Source organism: Enterobacter sp. SECR19-1250, from assembly GCF_013391025.1.
Classification (GTDB): domain Bacteria; phylum Pseudomonadota; class Gammaproteobacteria; order Enterobacterales; family Enterobacteriaceae; genus Enterobacter; species Enterobacter cloacae.
In genome coordinates, this window is record NZ_JACASJ010000011.1 from 45,187 (window position 1) to 66,379 (window position 21,193).

Sequence of the window (21,193 nt, forward strand, 5' to 3'; positions counted from 1 at the left end):
ACCACTTACGCGTTTTTCAGCACTTCGCTGACAATCTCTACCGCTTCTTTCTCAATCTGCTGGCGATGCTCAGCGCCGAGGAAGCTTTCACAATAGATTTTGTACGCATCTTCCGTACCGGATGGACGCGCGGCGAACCAGCCATTTTCGGTCATCACCTTCAGCCCCCCGATAGAGGCACCGTTACCCGGCGCTGCCGTCAAACGGGCCGTGATGGGATCACCGGCCAGCGTGCTGGCACTGACCATCTCCGGAGAGAGTTTAGACAGGGCAGCTTTCTGTGCGGAGGTCGCGCTTGCCTGGATACGGTTGTAGCTCGGTGCACCAAAGCGCGCCGCCAGCTCGTCGTAGTGTTCCTGCGGGTTCTTGCCGGTGACCGCGGTGATCTCCGCCGCCAGCAGACACATGATGATACCATCTTTGTCGGTTGACCATGGTGTGCCGTCGAAACGCAGGAAGGATGCACCCGCGCTCTCTTCACCACCAAAGCCGAAGCTGCCGTCATGCAGACCGTCAACAAACCATTTAAAGCCCACCGGCACTTCCACCAGCTTGCGACCCAGCGCGTCGACCACGCGGTCGATCATGGCTGAAGAAACCAGCGTTTTACCCACAGCCACCTCTTTGCCCCACTGTGGACGATGCTGGAACAGGTAGTTGATTGCCACAGCCAGGTAGTGGTTTGGGTTCATCAGCCCGGCCGGGGTAACGATACCGTGGCGGTCATAATCCGGGTCGTTGGCGAAGGCCAGATCGAATTTGTCACGCAGTGCCAGCAGGCCCGCCATCGCGCACTCGGAGGAGCAGTCCATACGGATCGCGCCGTCTTTATCAAGGTGCATAAAGCGGAAGGTCTGATCGACGTGATCGTTAACGATGGTCAGATCCAGCTTGTAATGCTCTGCAATGCGTTTCCAGTATTCAATACCGGAGCCGCCCAGCGGATCCACACCCAGCTTCAGGCCGGCTTTCTGGATAGCCGCCATATCGACGATATCCGCCAGCCCTTCCACGAACGGCTGCACCAGATCCTGCTCTTTCACGTGGCCGGACGCCATGGCCGCATCCAGAGAAATACGCTTAACGTCTTTCAGACCATCGGCCATTAAGGCGTTGGCGCGGTCTTCCACCACTTTGGTGACGTTGGTATCTGCCGGGCCACCGTTAGGTGGGTTGTATTTGATACCACCGTCTTCCGGCGGGTTGTGAGAAGGCGTGATAACGATACCGTCAGCCTGTGGGCCACCTTTTTTGTTGTGCACAAGGATAGCGTTAGAGACGGCAGGCGTTGGGGTGAAACCGTTATTTTCCTGCACAATTACATCAACGCCGTTCGCCGCCAGAACTTCCAGCACGGAAATGAATGCCGGTTCAGACAGGGCGTGAGTATCTTTCCCCACGTAGCACGGACCGGTAACACCGTTTTTGGCGCGCTCTTCCGCGATGGCCTGAGCAATGGCCAGAATGTGCGGTTCGTTAAAGCTATGGCGTGCCGCGCTACCGCGATGGCCTGATGTCCCAAACTTCACTGCGTGTTCTGCGTTGCCCACGACCGGTTTCAGCACATAATACTGCGCGGTCAGCTGAGCGACGTTAATCAAATCGCTTTGTTGTGCAGGTTGGCCTGCACGGCTGTGATTTGCCATTACCGGGTCCTTCTGATGCAAGGGTTAAATTGTACCGCAAACCTTTTCAATCAATTCCGCCGGGAACTGCATGGACTGCATGATGTGTTCAACCATGCTGCACTTGCGGCCCGTATTGGTATTGGTGATGACCCAGTACGGTGTGCCAGGGACATGTTTAGGTTTGGTCTGGTTGCCATTTTGCAGCAGCGTCTGCTCGTCGCCCGCGAAATAGACGCGCGTGCGACCGTGCAGCGACTCAGTCGCTTCAGCAAACGCCTTGTTATCCAGTGAATAAAGTGTAGACAGCACCAGCATGAAGCGGTTGACCGCTTTTTTCTGCTCTGCATATTCATCAGACAGCAGCAGCTCGCGCATCGCACGTACTTTGTCTTTCACCTGCACGGCGGCAGGTTTTGCTTGTGCAACAACACTCGGCTGAGACACGACATCTTTAGTGGCTGGGGTAGCAGACGGTGAGGCGGCGGAAATTTTAAGCATGCGCCGTAAAATGTCGGACGCGCTCTCCCCGATATGCCGCGTTTGGCTGGCAATAAACTGATAGAGTTCGTCATCAACTTCGATTGTTTTCATCTTAATCCAGTGCGATATCTTATCTGAATACAAGTCGTTGAGATTATAAAGTCAAATCCCAACAGCGGATAGCGTCAAACCAGGTTGGCGGCAAAAGTCAGATTAAACTGGAACCTTGCAGCCGGGCGGCAGAATGGTCAACATAATACCCTAACCTGTCACACCTAAAAAAAGAACTTTGCCATGAAATTGAATACCCGAGCGCAATCTGCACAATCGCCGAACACGAATCCTCCCATCGTACTGGTTCACGGGCTGTTTGGCAGCCTGGATAACCTGGGCGTGCTGGCACGCGATCTGGTTACCGATCACGATATTTTGCAAGTGGATATGCGAAATCATGGCCTTTCCGGGCGTTCAGAAGAGATGACCTATGCGGCCATGGCGCAGGATCTGCTGGATACGCTGGATGCCAACACTCTCGAGAAAGTGACGTTGATCGGGCATTCAATGGGCGGCAAAGCGGTCATGGCACTGACGGCTCTGGCACCAGAAAGAATAAGTGGCCTGGTGGTCATAGATGTCGCCCCGGTGGATTACCACGTGCGTCGCCATGATGAGATTTTCGCCGCCATCAACGCGGTGACCAACGCTGGCGTCTCGACGCGCCAACAGGCAGCTGTCGTTATGCGTGAGCATCTGGATGAAGAAGGGGTTATCCAGTTTCTGCTGAAATCGTTCGTTGACGGCCAGTGGCGGTTCAACGTGCCGGTGCTGTGGGAGCAGTACGATAACATCGTTGGTTGGGAAACCGTTCCGGCATGGCCGCACCCTACCCTCTTCATTCGTGGCGGCAATTCGCCCTACGTTACCGACGCCTGTCGCGATACCCTGCTGGCGCAATTCCCGCAGGCACGCGCTCATGTCATAGCTGGCGCCGGACATTGGGTTCATGCGGAAAAACCAGACGCCGTCTTACGCGCCATTCGCCGCTATCTGACTGATACGGCAAATTGATTAAAAAGAGAGCGACTGGAAGGCTGCGGGCTTCCAGTCGTTGGCGTGCCGTTTTTGGTGATGTATGATGGCGCGCTTATCGCCCAGGCATTAGCAGGGCGGCGTGTTTCCCCCGAAGTCTCAGAATCATGGCCAAAGAACAAACGGACCGTACGACACTAGATCTGTTCGCGAATGAGCGTCGACCGGGACGACCAAAAACGAATCCGCTTTCGCGCGACGAACAGCTGCGTATTAATAAACGCAACCAGCTTAAACGCGATAAAAATCGTGGGCTTAAGCGTGTCGAACTGAAGCTCAACGCCGACGCTGTCGATGCGCTAAACGAACTGGCTGACGCGCGTAATATCAGCCGCAGCGAACTAATCGAAGAGATGTTACTCACCCAACTCGAGACCATGCGCAGTAAGGCATAAGTCCGAAAAATCCCTTTATTACCCTTTTCATGTAGCACAGAGTGCAGTCCTGCGCGATAGCTGTTTCCGCAGGGTTGCCTGTTCTGCTATTATTGCCTTTATCCGTGGACAAATTGCGCCACCATACCATTAAGTATCAAGAGGTTATTTTACTCATGGCAATTATCGGCATTTTCTTCGGCAGTGATACCGGCAATACCGAAAATATCGCAAAAAACATTCAGAAACAGCTCGGTAAAGACGTTGCCGATGTGCACGACATCGCCAAGAGCAGCAAAGAAGATCTCGAAGGCTATGACATCCTGCTGCTGGGTATTCCGACCTGGTATTACGGTGAAGCCCAGTGTGACTGGGATGATTTCTTCCCAACGCTGGAAGAGGTGGATTTCAACGGCAAGCTGGTTGCCCTGTTTGGCTGCGGCGACCAGGAAGACTATGCAGAGTACTTCTGTGATGCGCTGGGCACCATCCGCGACATTATTGAGCCAAACGGTGCCGTTATTGTAGGTCACTGGCCTACCGCTGGTTATCACTTCGAAGCGTCTAAAGGTCTGGCAGACGACGATCACTTCGTGGGTCTGGCGATTGACGAAGATCGTCAGCCAGAACTGACCGCCGAGCGCGTTGAAAAATGGGTTAAGCAGATCCGTGAAGAGCTGCACCTGGACGATATTCTCAACGCCTGATGATTCTTGCGGCGCAACGGTGGTTGCGCCCATAAACCAGGTCAAACCGATTAAATTAATTGCTACAATCTTTTAACTTTTTCGCCCAGACCTGTACAATGACCCCCTGATAAAACGTGGCTTTCACAATGCAAGTTTGTTGGTGATACCACGTTTTTATAAGCATACTTTACCTGAGACTTGCAGTTTTCATTTAGCCATGGCAGTTCTATAATGAGACGCATTATCCCGGGTGCAATTTCTGTCACTTCCTACAGAAGTGAATCGTTTAGCAACAGGACAGATTCCGCATGACTGACAACAATACCGCATTAAAGAAGGCTGGCCTGAAAGTTACGCTTCCTCGGTTAAAAATCCTTGAAGTGCTTCAGGGTCCAGACAATCACCATGTCAGTGCGGAAGACCTTTATAAGCGTCTTATCGACATGGGCGAAGAGATTGGGCTGGCAACCGTCTATCGTGTGCTGAACCAGTTTGATGACGCGGGCATTGTCACCCGTCATAATTTCGAAGGCGGTAAATCTGTATTCGAACTGACTCAACAGCATCACCACGATCACCTGATCTGCCTGGATTGCGGCAAGGTCATTGAATTCAGCGATGATTCCATTGAATCTCGCCAGCGTGAAATCGCCGCACGTCACGGTATCCGCCTGACGAACCACAGCCTGTACCTGTATGGTCACTGTGCTGAAGGCGATTGCCGCGAAGACGATCACGCGCACGACGCGAAATAAACACGTTTCATACTCTGAGCCAGCCGCAAGGTTGGCTTTTTTTTTGCCTGCGGTCTGGCAAAAAAAAGCCCGGCAGCGCAGCGCTACCGGGCATGATAACAGCGGGTTAATGGCTGTTGTTGCTGCGAATCTCTTTCCAGATCTGATCGCAACGCTTCGCGACTTCCTGATCGTTACCGGTTTTACGCGCCTGGATACAGGCCTGATAATCCATTACACGAATATTCTCCTGGGTTGCGAACTGTTCATGCGCTTTCTCTTTTTTCAGCACATTCAGCACGCTCTGACAGGCTTCGATCTTCTCCGGCGAACCTTCCGCCGTATTGATACACGCGCTGTAGGCTTCTTTCAGACGGGAGTCCTCTTTCGGGGCCTGATTCTACGCACAAGCCACCAGTCCCGATGCCAGCAACGCGACGATTACAATCTTTTTCATATGTAGTCTCCGGTCCGGCGGGAATTACCCCGCCGGACGAGTCATCAGAAGATGGTGAACGGTGCGATAACCATGAATTTCACGTCGCGTTCATCCTGGAAGATGTTGCCGTAACCGCCCGCGTAGCTCGGGATATCGGAGTGGTTGTCGTATTGTGTAAAGTGAAGTTTGAACATGGTCCCTTTGGCGCGACCATCCTGCAGGGTGTAGATCGCATCAAGGCTGTAAGCGGATTCTTTGAGACGATAGTTTGGATCGTAGTATGCGTCTGGCGTTGCCATATCAGCAGGCTTCGCATCCCATGCGTAGGCGTAAGATGCCCCCACCGCCCAGCCTGGCAGGTTCCAGTTTTTCAGATCATACATTGCGCCGAAGAAGACTGCTTTTTCGCCATCGGCGTTGAAGTCGGAACGGTTATCCCACCAGATATCCAGACGACCGTTTGAAGATGCATAGGTTGGGGTCATACGCTGCAGGAAGTAGCCCTGCTGCCCTTCCGCTTTTACCCACGTTCCTTCAAGACGCAAATCTACCTGACCGACTTTGTAGCCGAAGGTCAGCGCCTGCAACCACGCCGTGCCGTCATAAATATCATTCACGCCACCATCACTGACTTTATCTCGCGTACCGTAGAACTGGTAGCTGGTACTCAGCGGGCTACCCGCGATGTCAAATTTATAACTGGCCTTAGCAAAATACTGATCGATATAACCTTCCGCCTGACCAAATGCCGCTTCAAGCACTAAATCATTTTTAAAGTCGTACTTCGCGCCCAGCGAGTGAAGATAATCCACTTTGGTCTTTTTATCGTTCTGGTAGAACTTGTCCATTTCGATATGCCATGGCGCTTTATACTCGTTGGTCCACATATACGAGAAGCTTAACGCACCCGCGTCACCGTAATCAAAATTGGCGCCCGCTTCTGCCCCCTGATAGGTACCTGGCATAAAGCTCCAGTGCGGTGCTAACAGGGTTTGACCGGTTGGCTGAATATAACCACCGCGCGCTCATACCGGGCCGTATTTAAATTTCGCGGCAGCTTTATACAGGCTGATACCGCTTTTATCTCCGGACCAGTCTTCTTTATACGCTTTATTACTGGAGGAGAAGGCTATTTCGTTCGGGTGGCCGCTGTCACCATTTTCCGCCATTTCAATTGCCGTGAAGGCGGCAATATCCAGACCGAACATATCGGCAGCGTAACCAGACTGGAAATCCAGATTGGCGTTCCAGGTAGAGTGAGAAAGGTTCGTTTTATATTTATCTTCCGTGACATCTTTACGGTCACGTTCACGCTGCCAGTAATAAATACCGCCCGTGAGGGTTGAATCATCGATGAAGCCTGCTGCTTTAGCGTCTGGCGTCACCACCAGGCCTGACATTGCTGTCACACCGGCAATAGCCAGCGCCAGCGCACTACGTTTGCCACTGAACGTACGCATAGATTATTCCTCTTTGACGAATTAAAACGCCTAAAACGGCGAAAAATATAAAAGACCTGATGGTCAGGGGTAGTCGGAAATACCCTCGAATAACTACCGTCTTTAGGTTATTTTTCGCGACGCGAATTATCAATGCTTTTCGGTGGCTAAAACTCAGGATTATGACGAAGAGCACATAATTGGTAGTGCTTTGTAACATTTAACGGGATGCCAGTACTGGCAGGGGAAAAGGCCGATTTTCAATAAGTAACGCGTTAAATGATATTATTTTTACGGTGCGTCAGACTTTTGAAAGGGGATAAACTTTTTTTAAAAAAATAAGTAGCACCACATTGACCTGTTATTTTTATAAACGCTATTTAGCTACTGCTTTAAAGGCATGATCACTCTATAAAAAAACGCCGCATTACGCGGCGTTTGTTTCTCATTGACCAGCGCGGCGTTATTATTCGCCGATCTTCGTCCAGGTATCACGCAGACCAACCGTACGGTTAAATACCGGTTTTTCAGCGGTGCTGTGACGGCTGTCCAGGCAGAAGTAACCTTCACGTTCAAACTGGAAGGCTTTACCCGCCTCAGCCGCTTTCAGGGATGGCTCAGCGTAACCCTGTTTGATGACCAGCGATTCCGGGTTGATGGTCGCCAGGAAGTCTTCTGCTGCGCCTGGGTTAGGCACGCTGAACAGACGATCGTACAGACGAATCTCTACCGGCAGCGCGTGTGATGCACTGACCCAGTGGATCACGCCTTTCACCTTACGGCCGTCCGCTGGATCTTTGCTCAGGGTCTCGGCATCGTATGTGCAGAAGATCGTGGTGATGTTGCCTTCCGCATCTTTTTCTACGCGCTCAGCCTTGATCACATAGGCGTTACGCAGACGCACCTCTTTACCGAGCACCAGTCGCTTGTACTGCTTGTTCGCTTCTTCGCGGAAGTCAGCACGATCGATCCAGATTTCACCACTGAACGGTACGTCACGGCTGCCCATCTCCGGTTTGTTCGGATGGTTAGGCATCGAGACCATTTCGCTCGCACCCTGCGGATAGTTTTCGATAACCAGTTTTACCGGGTCGATAACGGCCATCGCGCGCGGCGCGTTTTCGTTCAGATCTTCACGAATGCAGGATTCCAGAGACGCCATCTCAATGGTGTTATCCTGCTTGGTCACGCCAATGCGTTTGCAGAACTCACGGATTGACGCCGCGGTATATCCGCGACGGCGCAGACCAGAGATGGTCGGCATACGTGGGTCGTCCCAGCCTTCAACGTGCTTATCGGTCACCAGCAGGTTCAGCTTACGCTTGGACATCACGGTGTATTCCAGATTCAGACGAGAGAACTCGTACTGACGCGGATGCACCGGAATTGTGATGTTATCCAGCACCCAGTCGTACAGACGACGGTTGTCCTGGAATTCCAGCGTACACAGCGAGTGGGTGATGCCTTCCAGCGCATCGCTGATGCAGTGGGTGAAGTCGTACATCGGGTAGATGCACCACTTGTTACCGGTCTGGTGATGTTCAGCGAATTTAATGCGGTAAAGCACCGGGTCGCGCATCACGATAAACGGTGATGCCATATCGATTTTGGCACGCAGGCACGCTTTACCTTCCTCGAAGCCACCAGCACGCATTTTTTCAAACAGCGCCAGGTTCTCTTCCACGCTGCGATCGCGGAACGGGCTGTTTTTACCCGGTGCCGTCAGCGTGCCGCGGTATTCACGGATTTCATCCGCAGAGAGCTCGTCAACATAGGCCAGACCTTTATTGATCAGCTCAACGGCATAGGCATACAGCTGATCGAAATAGTCAGAGGAGTAGCAGATATCGCCAGACCAGTTGAAGCCCAGCCATTGCACGTCGTTCTTAATGGACTCAACGTATTCGATGTCTTCTTTTACTGGGTTGGTGTCATCGAAACGCAGGTTGCACTGCCCCTGGTAATCCTGTGCGATACCAAAGTTCAGGCAGATCGATTTGGCGTGACCAATGTGCAGGTAGCCATTAGGCTCCGGCGGGAAACGCGTATGCACCGTGGTGTGCTTACCACTGGCCAGATCTTCATCGATGATCTGACGAATAAAGTTACTCGGGCGGGCTTCTGCCTCACTCATCGTGGATTCCTCAAAGCGTAAACAACGTATAACGGCATATGATCTTATAAGCCGGACGTAGTGACAACCCTTAAAACGTCCCGGAAGAAAATAATGGGGGCATTTGCTGCAAAAAAAAGCGGCGGAGGATCTCCCCCGCCGCTTAAGGCATGACTCTACTCAGGAGCGATTACTTGCCTTTAATCTCATACAGTGGCGTTTGCCCCGCAACCACCTGACCTTTTGCCTGAAGCACCAGGCCGCTGAAGTCGTCGATGTTGCTGCATACCACCGGGCTTATCATCGAACGGACATTGGCGTTCAGGAAGTCCAGATCCATTTCCAGAATCGGCTGACCTGCAACCACTTCTGCGCCCTCTTCCACCAGGCGAGTAAAGCCCTGGCCGTTCAGCGCAACGGTATCAATACCCATATGAACCACGATCTCCGCGCCTTTTTCGGTTTCGAGGCAGAACGCGTGGTTGGTGTTGAAGATTTTCACGATGGTGCCCGCCGCAGGAGACACAACGGTTTTCTCCGTTGGTTTCACCGCAACACCGTCACCGACCGCTTTGCTGGCAAACGCTTCGTCAGGTACCTGCTCAAGCGCGACCACCTCACCCGTAACCGGTGAAACCAGCGCGGCGATAGTAGCGGCGTTTGGTACAGCCTGCGGTTTAGCAACCGGAGCGTCAGCTACAGGCGCGCTATCCGTTGAGGCAGCAGCGACCGGTCCACGGGCAACCACTTTTTTCATTTCATCGCCGATAGATTCGGCTTTCGCACCCACAATAACCTGGATGGTTTGTTTGTTCAGTTTCACCACACCAGACGCGCCCAGGCGTTTGCACATGGCATCGCTTACGCGCGCAGAGTCGCCAACGGTCAGACGCAGACGGGTGATACAGGCATCAATGGCTTTCAGGTTGTCGGTACCGCCTACCGCGGCGATATAGCTGGTTGCCAGCTGGGTCAACCCTTCTTCGGTATTGCTGTTTGCTTCACTGGTTACGACGTCATCTTTAGTATCTTCGCGACCCGGCGTTTTGAGGTTAAACATACGAATAACCGCGCTGAACAAGAGGAAGTAGACAACGAAGAACACCAGGCCCATCACAACCAGCATCCAGACGTTTTTGCTGGCTGCCGGCAGGTTGTACATCAACACGTAGTCGATCGCACCGGCTGAGAAGGAGAAGCCCGCGTGAATGCCCAGCAGAGTGGCCACAAACAGGCTGATACCGGTAAGCACCGCGTGCATGAGGTACAGCAGCGGAGCCAGGAACATGAACAGGAATTCCAGTGGCTCAGTAACACCGGTCAGGAACGCCGTTACCGCAACGGAGAGCAGCATGCCGCCAACCATTGGGCGACGCGCTTTTGGCGCGGCCAGATACATTGCCAGCGCAGCGCCCGGCAGACCAAACATCATGATTGGGAAGAAACCGGACATGAACATGCCCGCGGTGCCGTCACCCGCGTAGAAGCGGTTGATATCACCGTGGAATACGGTACCTGCCGCGTTGGTGAACTCACCAATCTGGAACCATGCGATGGTGTTCAGAACCTGATGCAGGCCGGTTGGGATCAGCAGACGGTTGATGAAACCGAAGATACCTGCACCCATTGCGCCCGCAGACACGATCCACTCACCGCCTGCATGAATGGCATGCTGTACCGGTGGCCAGACATAACCAAAGATAGCGGCCAGAATCAGACAGAAAAAGCCTGTCGCAATCGGAACAAAGCGTTTTCCGCCAAAGAAGCTCAGGAAATCTGGCAGTTTGATACCCGCCCAACGGTTGTACACTGCACCGCCGACCAGACCGGTAATAATACCCGCCAGAACACCCATGTTGATTTCAGGGTTGATGGTTACCATCGCTTTGGTCAGGATGAAATAACCGACTGCCCCTGCCAGCGCCGCGGCACCCGCGCTGTCTTTAGACCAGCTGGACGCCACGCCGATGGCGAAAATCAGCGCCAGGTTGTCAAATATCGCACCACCCGCTTGCGCGATAAACGGCACGTTAAGAAGATCGGGTTGCCCGAATCGCAACAGCAGTGCTGCAACCGGTAGCACGGCGATAGGGAGCTGCAAAGCCCTACCGAGGCGCTGGAAAAAACCTAAAATATTCATCCTATTCCCCCTACGAGACCCTTGTTAAGGCTCGTGCATTAACTATGTTTTTTATTGTGTCACGAACTAGAAATACAGTTGATGATTCACTGGCATTGTGAGTGTGTGAAAAATTAATTCGTATCGCAAATTAAAAGCGTACTTTTTGTGATTTTTGTCACCAAATATCGTTTATCACCCTCCCTTTCACTGGCTAACATCGAAAACTTATTTTATCATTCGAAAAATCAAGACGGATTGATCCGGCCTGAAAGGTTCCAGGTTACGCTTAAGTATCAGGTCCCGATACCCATCCGCCCACTCTTCTACTTAAACTCTTGAGGTGAACAATGAGACTGATTCCCCTGGCAACTGCTGAACAAGTCGGTAAATGGGCCGCTCGCCATATCGTTAACCGTATCAACGCCTTCAAACCAACCGCCGATCGTCCTTTCGTACTTGGCCTCCCTACCGGCGGCACACCGCTGACCGCATATAAAGCACTGGTAGAGATGCACAAAGCAGGCCAGGTTAGCTTCAAACACGTTGTCACCTTCAACATGGATGAATATGTCGGCTTACCGAAGGATCACCCGGAAAGCTACCATAGCTTCATGCACCGTAATTTCTTTGATCACGTTGATATTCCAGCTGAAAACATTAACCTGCTGAATGGAAACGCGCCTGATATTGACGCAGAATGCCGTCAGTATGAAGAAAAAATCCGTTCTTACGGTAAAATCCACCTGTTTATGGGCGGTGTGGGTAACGATGGTCATATCGCGTTTAACGAACCCGCGTCGTCACTGGCGTCCCGTACCCGTATTAAAACGCTGACCCATGACACGCGCGTGGCAAACTCCCGCTTCTTTGATGGCGATGTGAACCAGGTTCCAAAATATGCCCTGACCGTCGGTGTCGGCACGCTGCTGGATGCCGAAGAAGTGATGATTCTGGTCCTGGGCAGCGTGAAGGCGCAGGCGCTCCAGGCTGCCGTTGAAGGCAACGTAAACCACATGTGGACCATCAGCTGCCTGCAGCTGCATCCAAAATCCGTCATCGTTTGTGACGAACCGTCCACGATGGAACTGAAGGTGAAGACGCTGAAATACTTCAACGAGTTAGAAGCTGAGAACATCAAAGGTCTGTAATTGAATAACCGCCTCTTCATGAAGAGGCGGCCGCTTTTTTTAACCGGGGGTCGTTATGTACGCTTTAACCCACGGTCGGATTTATACCGGCCATGAAATTCTGGATGACCATGCGATTGTTATCGCCAATGGCCTGATTGAACGTGTTTGTCCGCTGGCAGAGCTGCCGCCAGAGATTGAACAGCGCTCACTCAATGGAGCAGTAATCTCCCCCGGTTTTATCGACGTACAGCTGAACGGCTGCGGCGGTGTGCAGTTTAACGACACCGCAGACGCCGTCACCGTCGAAACGCTGGAAATCATGCAGAAAGCGAACGAGAAATCGGGCTGCACCAGCTATCTGCCAACCCTCATCACCAGCAGCGATGAGCTGATGAAACAGGGTATCCGCGTTATGCGTGAATACCTGGCGAAACACCCAAATCAGGCTCTGGGTCTGCACCTTGAAGGGCCATGGCTGAATATGGTGAAGAAAGGGACGCATAATCCGGATTACGTGCGTAAACCTGATGCCGAACTGGTCGACTATATGTGTGCCAATGCGGATGTGATCACCAAAGTGACGCTGGCACCTGAAATGACCGGTACTGACGTGATCAGCAAACTGGCCGCCGCCGGGATTGTCGTGTCAGCGGGACATTCAAACGCCACGCTGAAAGAGGCAAAAGCCGGTTTCCGTGCGGGTATTACCTTTGCGACACACCTGTATAACGCCATGCCGTATATCACGGGTCGTGAACCGGGGCTGGTCGGGGCGATTTTGGATGAGCCAGACGTTTACTGCGGCATCATCGCGGACGGTTTACACGTCGATTACACCAACATTCGCAACGCCAAGCGGCTGAAAGGTGACAAGCTTTGCCTGGTGACGGATGCCACCGCACCGGCAGGTGCAAATATTGAGCAGTTCATTTTTGCCGGTAAAACAATATACTACCGCAACGGACTGTGTGTGGATGAAAACGGTACGTTGAGCGGCTCCTCCCTGACCATGATTGAAGGCGTGCGTAACCTGGTCGAGCATTGCGGCATTGCGCTTGAAGAAGTGCTGCGCATGGCAACCCTTTATCCTGCGCGTGCCATCGGCGTGGATAAACAGCTTGGCGGAATTGCACCAGGCATGGTTGCAAACCTGACGGCATTCACACACGATTATAAAATTATTAAGACCATCGTTAATGGTAACGAGGTCGTCACTGAGTAAGTAAAAGTATGACACCAGGCGGACAAGCTCAAATCGGTAATGTCGATCTCGTTAAACAGCTTAACAGCGCGGCGGTATATCGCCTGATTGACCAACACGGGCCAATCTCACGTATTCAGATAGCCGAACAAAGCCAGCTTGCTCCCGCCAGCGTGACAAAAATTACACGTCAGCTTATTGAGCGCGGCCTGATCAAAGAAGTCGATCAGCAGGCCTCCACCGGAGGCCGCCGCGCAATTTCCATCATCACCGAAACCCGCAATTTTCAGGCCATTGGCGTTCGTCTTGGTCGCCATGACACCACCCTGACGCTTTACGATCTGAGCAGTAAAGCCATTGCCGAAGAGCACTACCCTCTTCCGGAGCGCACCCAGGAGACACTGGAGCACGCGCTGCTCAATACCATCGCGCACTTTATCGAAAGCTGTCAGCGCAAAATCCGCGAGCTCATCGCCATTTCGGTGATCCTGCCCGGGCTGGTTGACCCGGAAAGCGGCGTCATTCGTTATATGCCACATATCCCGGTCGAGAACTGGGCGCTGGTGGAGGCGCTGGAAAAGCGCTTTAAGGTGACCTGCTTTGTGGGTCACGACATCCGCTCGCTGGCGCTGGCCGAGCACTACTTTGGTGCGAGTCAGGACTGTGAAGACTCTATTCTGGTGCGTGTTCACCGCGGTACCGGGGCGGGCATTATCTCCAACGGACGTATCTTTATTGGTCGTAACGGCAACGTGGGCGAAATTGGTCATATCCAGGTGGAGCCGCTTGGCGAGCGCTGCCACTGCGGTAATTTTGGCTGTCTTGAAACGGTTGCCGCCAACGCGGCCATTGAGCATCGCGTCCGTCATCTGCTGGAACAAGGCTACCAGAGCCGCGTGACGCTGGACGACTGTAAAATCGGCGCCATCTGCAAAGCCGCCAATAAAGGCGATGCGCTGGCCTGCGAAGTGATCGAACAGGTCGGGCGCCACCTCGGCAAAACCATTGCCATTGCCATCAACCTTTTTAATCCACAAAAAGTGGTGATTGCAGGTGAAATCGTCGAAGCGGAAAAAGTGTTACTGCCCGCGATTGAAGGCTGCATTAACACCCAGGCGTTGAAAGCGTTTCGTCAGAATTTACCGGTCGTGCGTTCGACGCTGGATCACCGCTCTGCGATTGGCGCGTTTGCGCTGGTCAAACGCGCCATGCTCAACGGGATCCTGTTGCAGCATTTGCTGGAAAGCTAATCGGGACTTATAGTAACGCCTTCTTTTTTTGATGTCGGATTGTTCATGACCATTAAGAATGTAATTTGTGATATTGACGGCGTGCTGATGCACGACAACATCGCCGTGCCAGGTGCTGCGGAGTTTCTACACCGCATCATCGACAAAGGAATGCCGCTGGTTCTTCTCACGAACTACCCTTCCCAAACCGGTCAGGATCTGGCGAACCGTTTTGCCACTGCGGGCATCAACGTACCGGACAGCGTGTTTTATACCTCCGCAATGGCGACGGCAGATTTTTTGAAGCGTCAGGAAGGGAAAAAAGCCTACGTGGTCGGTGAAGGTGCGCTGATCCACGAGCTGTATAAAGCAGGCTTTACCATTACCGATGTGAACCCGGACTTTGTGATCGTCGGCGAAACGCGCTCGTTTAACTGGGAGATGATGCATAAGGCCGCCTACTTTGTCGCCAGCGGCGCGCGCTTTATCGCCACCAACCCCGATACGCACGGCCGTGGTTTCTATCCGGCCTGCGGCGCACTGTGCGCCGGTATCGAAAAAATCTCCGGTCGTAAACCGTTTGTGGTCGGTAAACCGAGCCCGTGGATCATTCGTGCCGCGCTGAACACGATGCAGGCCCACTCTGAAGAGACGGTGATTGTCGGTGATAACCTGCGCACCGATATTCTGGCCGGTTTCCAGGCGGGTCTGGAGACCATTCTGGTGCTCTCCGGTGTCTCTCAACTTGATGACATTGATTCGATGCCGTTCCGGCCGAGCTGGATCTACCCCTCCGTCGACGAAATTGACATTATCTGATTCAGAACCACGCCTCAGGGCGTGGTTTTTCATTTATAGCCCCGTCCAATAAAATCATATCTAACAAAAACGCCAATTCATTGCATAATCATCAATAAAACTGTTCATGGCATACTCTTTTTTCAACATTCCGCAATCACCATTGCACTATTTTCGTTTAACCCGGTAAAACCCTTGCGCGCTCTTCTCCTTTGCGGCATTTTCATAAGCAAGCAACATTACAAAGCAACAGGGTTAACGGAGAAGGTTATGTGTTCAATTTTTGGCGTACTGGATATTAAAACTGACGCGGGCGAACTGCGTAAAAAAGCACTCGAGCTGTCCCGCCTGATGCGCCATCGCGGCCCGGACTGGTCCGGTATTTACGCCAGTGACAAAGCAATTCTGGCTCATGAACGTCTGTCGATTGTGGACGTCAACGCCGGTGCACAGCCGCTGTATAACGAGAAAAAAACACACGCGCTGGCTGTAAACGGTGAAATCTATAACCATCAGGCGCTGCGTGCCGAGTATGGCGATCGCTATGCCTTCCAGACCGGCTCTGACTGTGAAGTCATTCTGGCGCTGTATCAGGAGAAAGGCCCTGAGTTCCTGGACGACCTGCAGGGTATGTTTGCATTCGCCCTGTACGACAGCGAAAAAGACGCTTATCTGATCGGCCGCGACCACATTGGTATCATTCCGCTGTATATGGGCCATGATGAACACGGCAACTTCTATGTTGCGTCTGAAATGAAAGCGCTGGTGCCGGTATGCCGCACCATTAAAGAGTTCCCGGCAGGTAGTTACCTGTGGAGCAAAGATGGTGAAATCCGTCAGTACTACCAGCGCGACTGGTTTGACTATGATGCGGTAAAAGACAACGTGACTGACAAAGCCGAGCTGCGTCAGGCGCTGGAAGATTCCGTTAAAAGCCACCTGATGTCAGACGTGCCTTACGGTGTGCTGCTCTCCGGCGGGCTGGACTCCTCCGTTATTTCAGCCATCACCAAGAAATTTGCGGCGCGTCGTGTTGAAGTTCAGGAGCGTTCAGAAGCCTGGTGGCCGCAGCTGCACTCCTTTGCCGTAGGGCTGGAAGGTGCACCGGATCTGAAAGCCGCGCAGGACGTGGCGAACCACCTCGGCACCGTGCACCATGAAATTCATTTCACCGTGCAGGAAGGTCTGGATGCGATCCGCGACGTGATCTATCACATTGAAACCTATGATGTGACGACTATTCGCGCATCCACCCCTATGTACCTGATGTCCCGTAAGATTAAAGCAATGGGCATCAAGATGGTGTTGTCAGGTGAAGGTTCTGATGAAGTGTTTGGCGGTTACCTGTACTTCCATAAAGCGCCGAACGCGAAAGAGCTGCATGAAGAGACCGTACGTAAACTGCAGGCGCTGCACATGTTTGACTGCGCACGTGCTAACAAAGCGATGTCCGCATGGGGTGTTGAAGCGCGCGTTCCGTTCCTGGATAAAAAATTCCTCGACGTGGCCATGCGCATTAACCCGCAGGACAAAATGTGCGGCAACGGTAAAATGGAAAAACATATCCTGCGTGAATGTTTTGAATCCTACCTGCCGGCGAGCGTGGCGTGGCGTCAGAAAGAGCAGTTCTCGGATGGCGTTGGCTACAGCTGGATCGACACCCTGAAAGAGGTGGCGGCGAAACAGGTTTCAGACCAACAACTGGAAACAGCAAGCTTCCGCTTCCCGTACAACACGCCAGGCTCTAAAGAAGCGTATCTGTACCGTGAGATCTTCGAAGAACTGTTCCCGGTACCGAGTGCTGCTGAGTGTGTGCCAGGCGGTCCTTCAGTGGCCTGCTCTTCAGCGAAAGCCATTGAATGGGATGAATCTTTCAAAGCGATGAACGATCCATCAGGACGTGCGGTAGGCGTTCACCAGTCTGCCTATAAATAAACACGTATTTGAACATCAGGCCCTGCGGGGCCTGTTTTTATTTGCCTTACATTTCACCGTCTAAAATCGATTAATAACCAATAATTGCCGAATATTCGGTCACGCTGTTCGCAACCTAACCAAACAGTCACATTCAGGCCATTTTCGTTGAAAAAGGTGTTGACGCTGCAAGGGTCTATACGCATAATGCGCCCCGCAACGCCGATAAGGTAACGCGAAAAAAGATGGCTACGTAGCTCAGTTGGTTAGAGCACATCACTCATAATGATGGGGTCACAGGTTCGAATCCCGTCGTAGCCACCATCTTTTTTGCGGGAGTGGCGAAATTGGTAGACGCACCAGATTTAGGTTCTGGCGCCGCAAGGTGTGCGAGTTCAAGTCTCGCCTCCCGCACCATTCCCAGGTAAGCGTTGCACGGATGGGGTATCGCCAAGCGGTAAGGCACCGGTTTTTGATACCGGCATTCCCTGGTTCGAATCCAGGTACCCCAGCCATATTTCTTCGATCATGCGGTTCTCCGCGGTATTGGGGTATCGCCAAGCGGTAAGGCACCGGTTTTTGATACCGGCATTCCCTGGTTCCGAATCCAGGTACCCCAGCCATCGAAGAACGCAGTACTGGCTACGTAGCTCAGTTGGTTAGAGCACATCACTCATAATGATGGGGTCACAGGTTCGAATCCCGTCGTAGCCACCATATTAAGATTATCGATCTGTTTCGGTAATAAAAAATTGTTGGGGTATCGCCAAGCGGTAAGGCACCGGATTCTGATTCCGGCATTCCGAGGTTCGAATCCTCGTACCCCAGCCAATTTAAAAGTCGTTAAGCAGTACGTTTAACGCAATTGGGGTGTCGCCAAGCGGTAAGGCTCTGGTTTCTGATACCAGCATTCCGGGGTTCGAATCCCTGCACCCCAGCCACTTAAAACAAACAAGCCCGCTCTGCGGGCTTTTTTGTTTTTGTACAGAATTGTGCGGCCTGATGCCCTCACCCTGGACCTCTCCCACGGGGAGAGGGTAAAAGGATTAGAGTCCGAGAGCGTATTTCAGCGCCTGGCGCTTCAAGCCGCCGGCGCGTTCTGCCGCCATCAATCCAATGTTACGCAGAATACGCACCGGGGCCAGATCATTGCTGAAACCGGCATAGAACAGATCCATCCCCGACTGCATGATGAAGTTATCCGCCATACGTCGCGTCTGGTAGCGCTTGAGTACGTGATGGCTTGACCAGGCCTCCGCATGCGCGCGTGCATTGCCCAGCACATCCAGTAAAGCGTCAACGTCACGATACCCGAGATTCACGCCCTGCCCCGCCAGGGGATGAATGGTGTGCGCCGCATCGCCCACCAGCGCCAGCCCTTCACGGGCATACTGCAGCGCATGGCGACGTGTAAGAGGAAACGCCCCTGCGGCAACCGGCGTGATATGTCCAAGACGGTCCGGGAAGTGTTGCAGAATTTCACGCTGCAACTGCTCCATTGACAGCCCCTGTAGCTGGCGAATGCGCGCCGGTTTGTCGTACCACACCAGCGACGCCCAGTTATCGAACAGCGGTAAAAAGGCATGCGGACCATTCGGGGTAAAGTGCTGCCAGGTACTCTCTCCCGGCGCATTTTCACACTGAACGGTGATCAGCATACAGGACTGCTCATACTGCCAGGCATGAACACCGATGCCCGCCATCTGTCTGACCTGCGAGTGAGCACCGTCAGCCCCAATGACCAGCTTCACAGCCAGTTCATCGCCGCTGTCGAGCGTCAGCGTGTAGCCGCTATTGTGAGGATGCAGCGCCTTCAGCGACGCAGGAACACACAGCGTCACCTTCGGATGCGCCTCCAGCGCCTGCCAGAGCGCCCGCTGGAGGACGTTGTTTTCCACCATATAGCCCAGACGCGGCAGCTTCAGCTCGGCGGCATCAAACGCGACGTGGGCATTTTCCCATTCCCAGGTTTCAAGGCGACTGTAAGGGTGAGCCCGCATATCGAGCACCGCCTCCCAGACGCCCAGCCCGCGAAGCAAATCAACAGAGGCCGCGCTGATGGCGGAAATGCGGACATCCGGCTTTGCCGTCGGGTCAAACTCAGCAGGTGCCGCCTGCTCAATAACCGTTACCTCAAATCCCTGCTGCGCCAGCCCCAGCGCCAGCGCGCCGCCGACCATACCGCCGCCGACAACGGCAATTTCGGTGTGTTGGAGTGTCATGGTCACTTTTCCTTATTGGAGAATCCCTTAAGTTTACCGGATTTTTGCGGTCCTGAGACGCATAACCTTCATACTGGTCACAACCCCACCAAAGCATTACAATACACGGCTTGCAATCCTGAGCTGAGCAAGTCGATGACTAAAAAACTCCATATAAAAACCTGGGGCTGTCAGATGAACGAATACGATTCATCCAAGATGGCCGATCTGCTGGATACCACCCACGGATACCAGCTGACTGAAAATGCGAAAGAAGCCGATGTGCTGCTGCTGAATACCTGCTCAATTCGTGAAAAAGCGCAGGAAAAAGTTTTTCACGTTTTAGGTCGCTGGAAACTTCTCAAACGAAAAAATCCGGACCTGATCATCGGTGTGGGTGGCTGCGTTGCGTCGCAGGAAGGTAAGCTGATTCGTCAGAGAGCCCCCTATGTGGATATTGTCTTTGGCCCCCAGACCCTGCACCGCCTGCCGGAAATGATCAACAAGGTGCGCGGCGATCGTAGCCCGGTCGTTGATGTCAGCTTCCCGGAGATCGAAAAATTTGACCGTCTGCCCGAGCCGCGTGCGGATGGCCCGACCGCGTTCGTCTCAATCATGGAAGGCTGCAACAAATACTGCACTTATTGTGTGGTGCCTTATACCCGTGGTGAGGAAGTGAGCCGCCCGGCAGACGATATTCTGTTTGAAATCGCGCAGCTTGCCGCACAGGGCGTACGCGAGGTGAACCTGCTGGGGCAGAACGTGAACGCCTGGCGTGGTGAGAACTACGACGGCACCACCGGCAGCTTTGCTGAACTGCTGCGCCTGGTAGCTGCGATTGACGGTATCGACCGTATTCGCTTTACCACCAGCCATCCAATGGAATTCACCGACGATATTATCGACGTTTACCGCGATACGCCGGAGCTGGTGAGCTTCCTGCATTTGCCGATTCAGTGCGGCTCTGATCGCGTGCTGAACCTGATGGGGCGTCCGCATACGGTGCTGGAGTACAAATCCACCATTCGTAAGCTGCGTGAAGCGCGTCCGGATATCCAGATAAGTTCCGACTTTATCGTTGGCTTCCCTGGTGAAACCGCTGACGACTTCGAACGCACCATGAAGCTCATCGGCGAAGTGAATTTTGATGTCAGCTATAGCTTTATTTTCTCTGCGCGCCCTGGCACACCGGCGGCCGATATGGTTGACGATGTCCCGGAAGAAGAGAAAAAACAGCGTCTGTATATTCTGCAGGAGCGTATCAACCAGCAGGCCAACGCCTGGAGCCGCCGCATGCTCGGCACCGTCCAGCGTATTCTGGTGGAAGGCACCTCCCGTAAGAGCATCATGGAACTCTCAGGCCGTACCGAAAACAACCGCGTGGTGAATTTCGAAGGCACCCCGGACATGATCGGTAAATTTGTGGACGTCGAGATTGTGGAAGTGCTGACCAACTCGCTGCGCGGAAAACTGGTGCGCACCGAAGATGAGATGGGGCTGCGCATTGCGCAATCTCCTGAATCCGTCATTTCCCGCACGCGTAAAGAAAACGATTCTGGCGTTCGGGTTTACCAGCCATAATCCTTCAGGCCTGCCTTCCCGGCAGGCCTTGT

General features: G+C 53.1%; 15 protein-coding genes, 7 tRNA genes and 2 pseudogenes. 17 read left to right on the plus strand and 7 right to left on the minus strand.

What is annotated here, in order from left to right; translation table 11 throughout:
* Positions 1-5: 5 nt before the first annotated feature.
* Positions 6-1,646, minus strand: coding sequence for a phosphoglucomutase (alpha-D-glucose-1,6-bisphosphate-dependent) (pgm, locus tag HX884_RS04855; RefSeq protein ID WP_178327784.1), 1,641 nt, complete (start codon positions 1,644-1,646; stop codon positions 6-8).
* Positions 1,647-1,670: 24 nt separating this feature from the next.
* Positions 1,671-2,219 carry a replication initiation negative regulator SeqA gene (seqA, locus tag HX884_RS04860; protein WP_023621116.1) on the minus strand — a complete coding sequence of 183 codons (549 nt, stop codon included), beginning with the start codon at positions 2,217-2,219 and terminating at the stop codon, positions 1,671-1,673.
* A 183-nt stretch (positions 2,220-2,402) separates the two neighbouring features.
* On the opposite strand from seqA, the gene ybfF reads away from it, so the two are divergent.
* From ybfF to fur, 4 genes are all read left to right on the plus strand, one after another.
* On the plus strand, positions 2,403-3,176 hold the full coding sequence (gene ybfF, locus HX884_RS04865) for an esterase (protein ID WP_102751679.1): 774 nt from the start codon (positions 2,403-2,405) through the stop codon (positions 3,174-3,176).
* A gap of 128 nt (positions 3,177-3,304) precedes the next feature.
* Positions 3,305-3,592, plus strand: coding sequence for a LexA regulated protein (gene ybfE, locus HX884_RS04870; protein ID WP_013097563.1), 288 nt, complete (start codon positions 3,305-3,307; stop codon positions 3,590-3,592).
* A 155-nt stretch (positions 3,593-3,747) separates the two neighbouring features.
* On the plus strand, positions 3,748-4,278 hold the full coding sequence (fldA, locus tag HX884_RS04875; protein WP_008501067.1) for a flavodoxin FldA: 531 nt from the start codon (positions 3,748-3,750) through the stop codon (positions 4,276-4,278).
* 290 nt (positions 4,279-4,568) lie between these two features.
* Positions 4,569-5,015: a ferric iron uptake transcriptional regulator gene (gene fur / locus HX884_RS04885; protein ID WP_010428651.1), complete on the plus strand. Its 447-nt coding sequence runs from the start codon at positions 4,569-4,571 to the stop codon at positions 5,013-5,015.
* A gap of 106 nt (positions 5,016-5,121) precedes the next feature.
* Here the strand turns inward: fur and chiQ are convergent.
* The 4 genes and pseudogenes from chiQ to nagE form a co-directional block, all read right to left on the minus strand.
* Positions 5,122-5,451: pseudogene (gene chiQ, locus HX884_RS04890) on the minus strand (ChiQ/YbfN family lipoprotein).
* A 44-nt stretch (positions 5,452-5,495) separates the two neighbouring features.
* Positions 5,496-6,893, minus strand: a pseudogene (gene chiP / locus HX884_RS04895) (chitoporin).
* 445 nt (positions 6,894-7,338) lie between these two features.
* A complete protein-coding gene (gene glnS / locus HX884_RS04900) occupies positions 7,339-9,006 on the minus strand; it encodes a glutamine--tRNA ligase (protein WP_013097566.1) in 1,668 nt (555 codons plus the stop codon).
* 169 nt (positions 9,007-9,175) lie between these two features.
* On the minus strand, positions 9,176-11,125 hold the full coding sequence (gene nagE / locus HX884_RS04905; protein ID WP_178327785.1) for a PTS N-acetyl glucosamine transporter subunit IIABC: 1,950 nt from the start codon (positions 11,123-11,125) through the stop codon (positions 9,176-9,178).
* A gap of 329 nt (positions 11,126-11,454) precedes the next feature.
* Here nagE and nagB point away from each other — a divergent pair, with 329 nt between their 5' ends.
* The 12 genes from nagB (at position 11,455) to HX884_RS04965 (ending at position 18,320) form a co-directional block, all read left to right on the plus strand.
* Positions 11,455-12,255 carry a glucosamine-6-phosphate deaminase gene (gene nagB / locus HX884_RS04910; RefSeq protein ID WP_013097568.1) on the plus strand — a complete coding sequence of 267 codons (801 nt, stop codon included), beginning with the start codon at positions 11,455-11,457 and terminating at the stop codon, positions 12,253-12,255.
* 55 nt (positions 12,256-12,310) lie between these two features.
* Positions 12,311-13,459: an N-acetylglucosamine-6-phosphate deacetylase gene (gene nagA, locus HX884_RS04915; protein WP_013097569.1), complete on the plus strand. Its 1,149-nt coding sequence runs from the start codon at positions 12,311-12,313 to the stop codon at positions 13,457-13,459.
* An 8-nt stretch (positions 13,460-13,467) separates the two neighbouring features.
* The gene (locus tag HX884_RS04920; protein ID WP_013097570.1) at positions 13,468-14,688 is read left to right on the plus strand and encodes an N-acetylglucosamine repressor; all 1,221 of its coding nucleotides are present in this window, start codon (positions 13,468-13,470) and stop codon (positions 14,686-14,688) included.
* 45 nt (positions 14,689-14,733) lie between these two features.
* Positions 14,734-15,486, plus strand: coding sequence for a ribonucleotide monophosphatase NagD (gene nagD / locus HX884_RS04925; RefSeq protein ID WP_058682116.1), 753 nt, complete (start codon positions 14,734-14,736; stop codon positions 15,484-15,486).
* Positions 15,487-15,735: 249 nt separating this feature from the next.
* The gene (asnB, locus tag HX884_RS04930) at positions 15,736-17,400 is read left to right on the plus strand and encodes an asparagine synthase B (RefSeq protein ID WP_178327786.1); all 1,665 of its coding nucleotides are present in this window, start codon (positions 15,736-15,738) and stop codon (positions 17,398-17,400) included.
* Positions 17,401-17,626: 226 nt separating this feature from the next.
* Positions 17,627-17,703 (plus strand) — tRNA-Met (locus tag HX884_RS04935).
* An 8-nt stretch (positions 17,704-17,711) separates the two neighbouring features.
* Positions 17,712-17,796: transfer RNA gene (locus HX884_RS04940), tRNA-Leu, on the plus strand.
* Positions 17,797-17,819: 23 nt separating this feature from the next.
* Positions 17,820-17,894, plus strand: a tRNA-Gln gene (locus HX884_RS04945).
* A gap of 32 nt (positions 17,895-17,926) precedes the next feature.
* A tRNA-Gln gene (locus HX884_RS04950) sits at positions 17,927-18,002 on the plus strand.
* Positions 18,003-18,019: 17 nt separating this feature from the next.
* Positions 18,020-18,096 (plus strand) — tRNA-Met (locus tag HX884_RS04955).
* Between the two features lie 39 nt (positions 18,097-18,135).
* Positions 18,136-18,210 (plus strand) — tRNA-Gln (locus HX884_RS04960).
* A gap of 35 nt (positions 18,211-18,245) precedes the next feature.
* A tRNA-Gln gene (locus HX884_RS04965) sits at positions 18,246-18,320 on the plus strand.
* Positions 18,321-18,425: 105 nt separating this feature from the next.
* Here HX884_RS04965 and ubiF read toward each other — a convergent pair.
* Entirely contained in the window at positions 18,426-19,601 is a 1,176-nt protein-coding gene (ubiF, locus tag HX884_RS04970) for a 3-demethoxyubiquinol 3-hydroxylase (RefSeq protein ID WP_178327787.1), read from the minus strand.
* Between the two features lie 135 nt (positions 19,602-19,736).
* Between ubiF and miaB the strand changes: the two genes are divergently transcribed.
* Positions 19,737-21,161: a tRNA (N6-isopentenyl adenosine(37)-C2)-methylthiotransferase MiaB gene (miaB, locus tag HX884_RS04975; protein WP_013097574.1), complete on the plus strand. Its 1,425-nt coding sequence runs from the start codon at positions 19,737-19,739 to the stop codon at positions 21,159-21,161.
* The last annotated feature ends 32 nt before the right edge of the window (positions 21,162-21,193 follow it).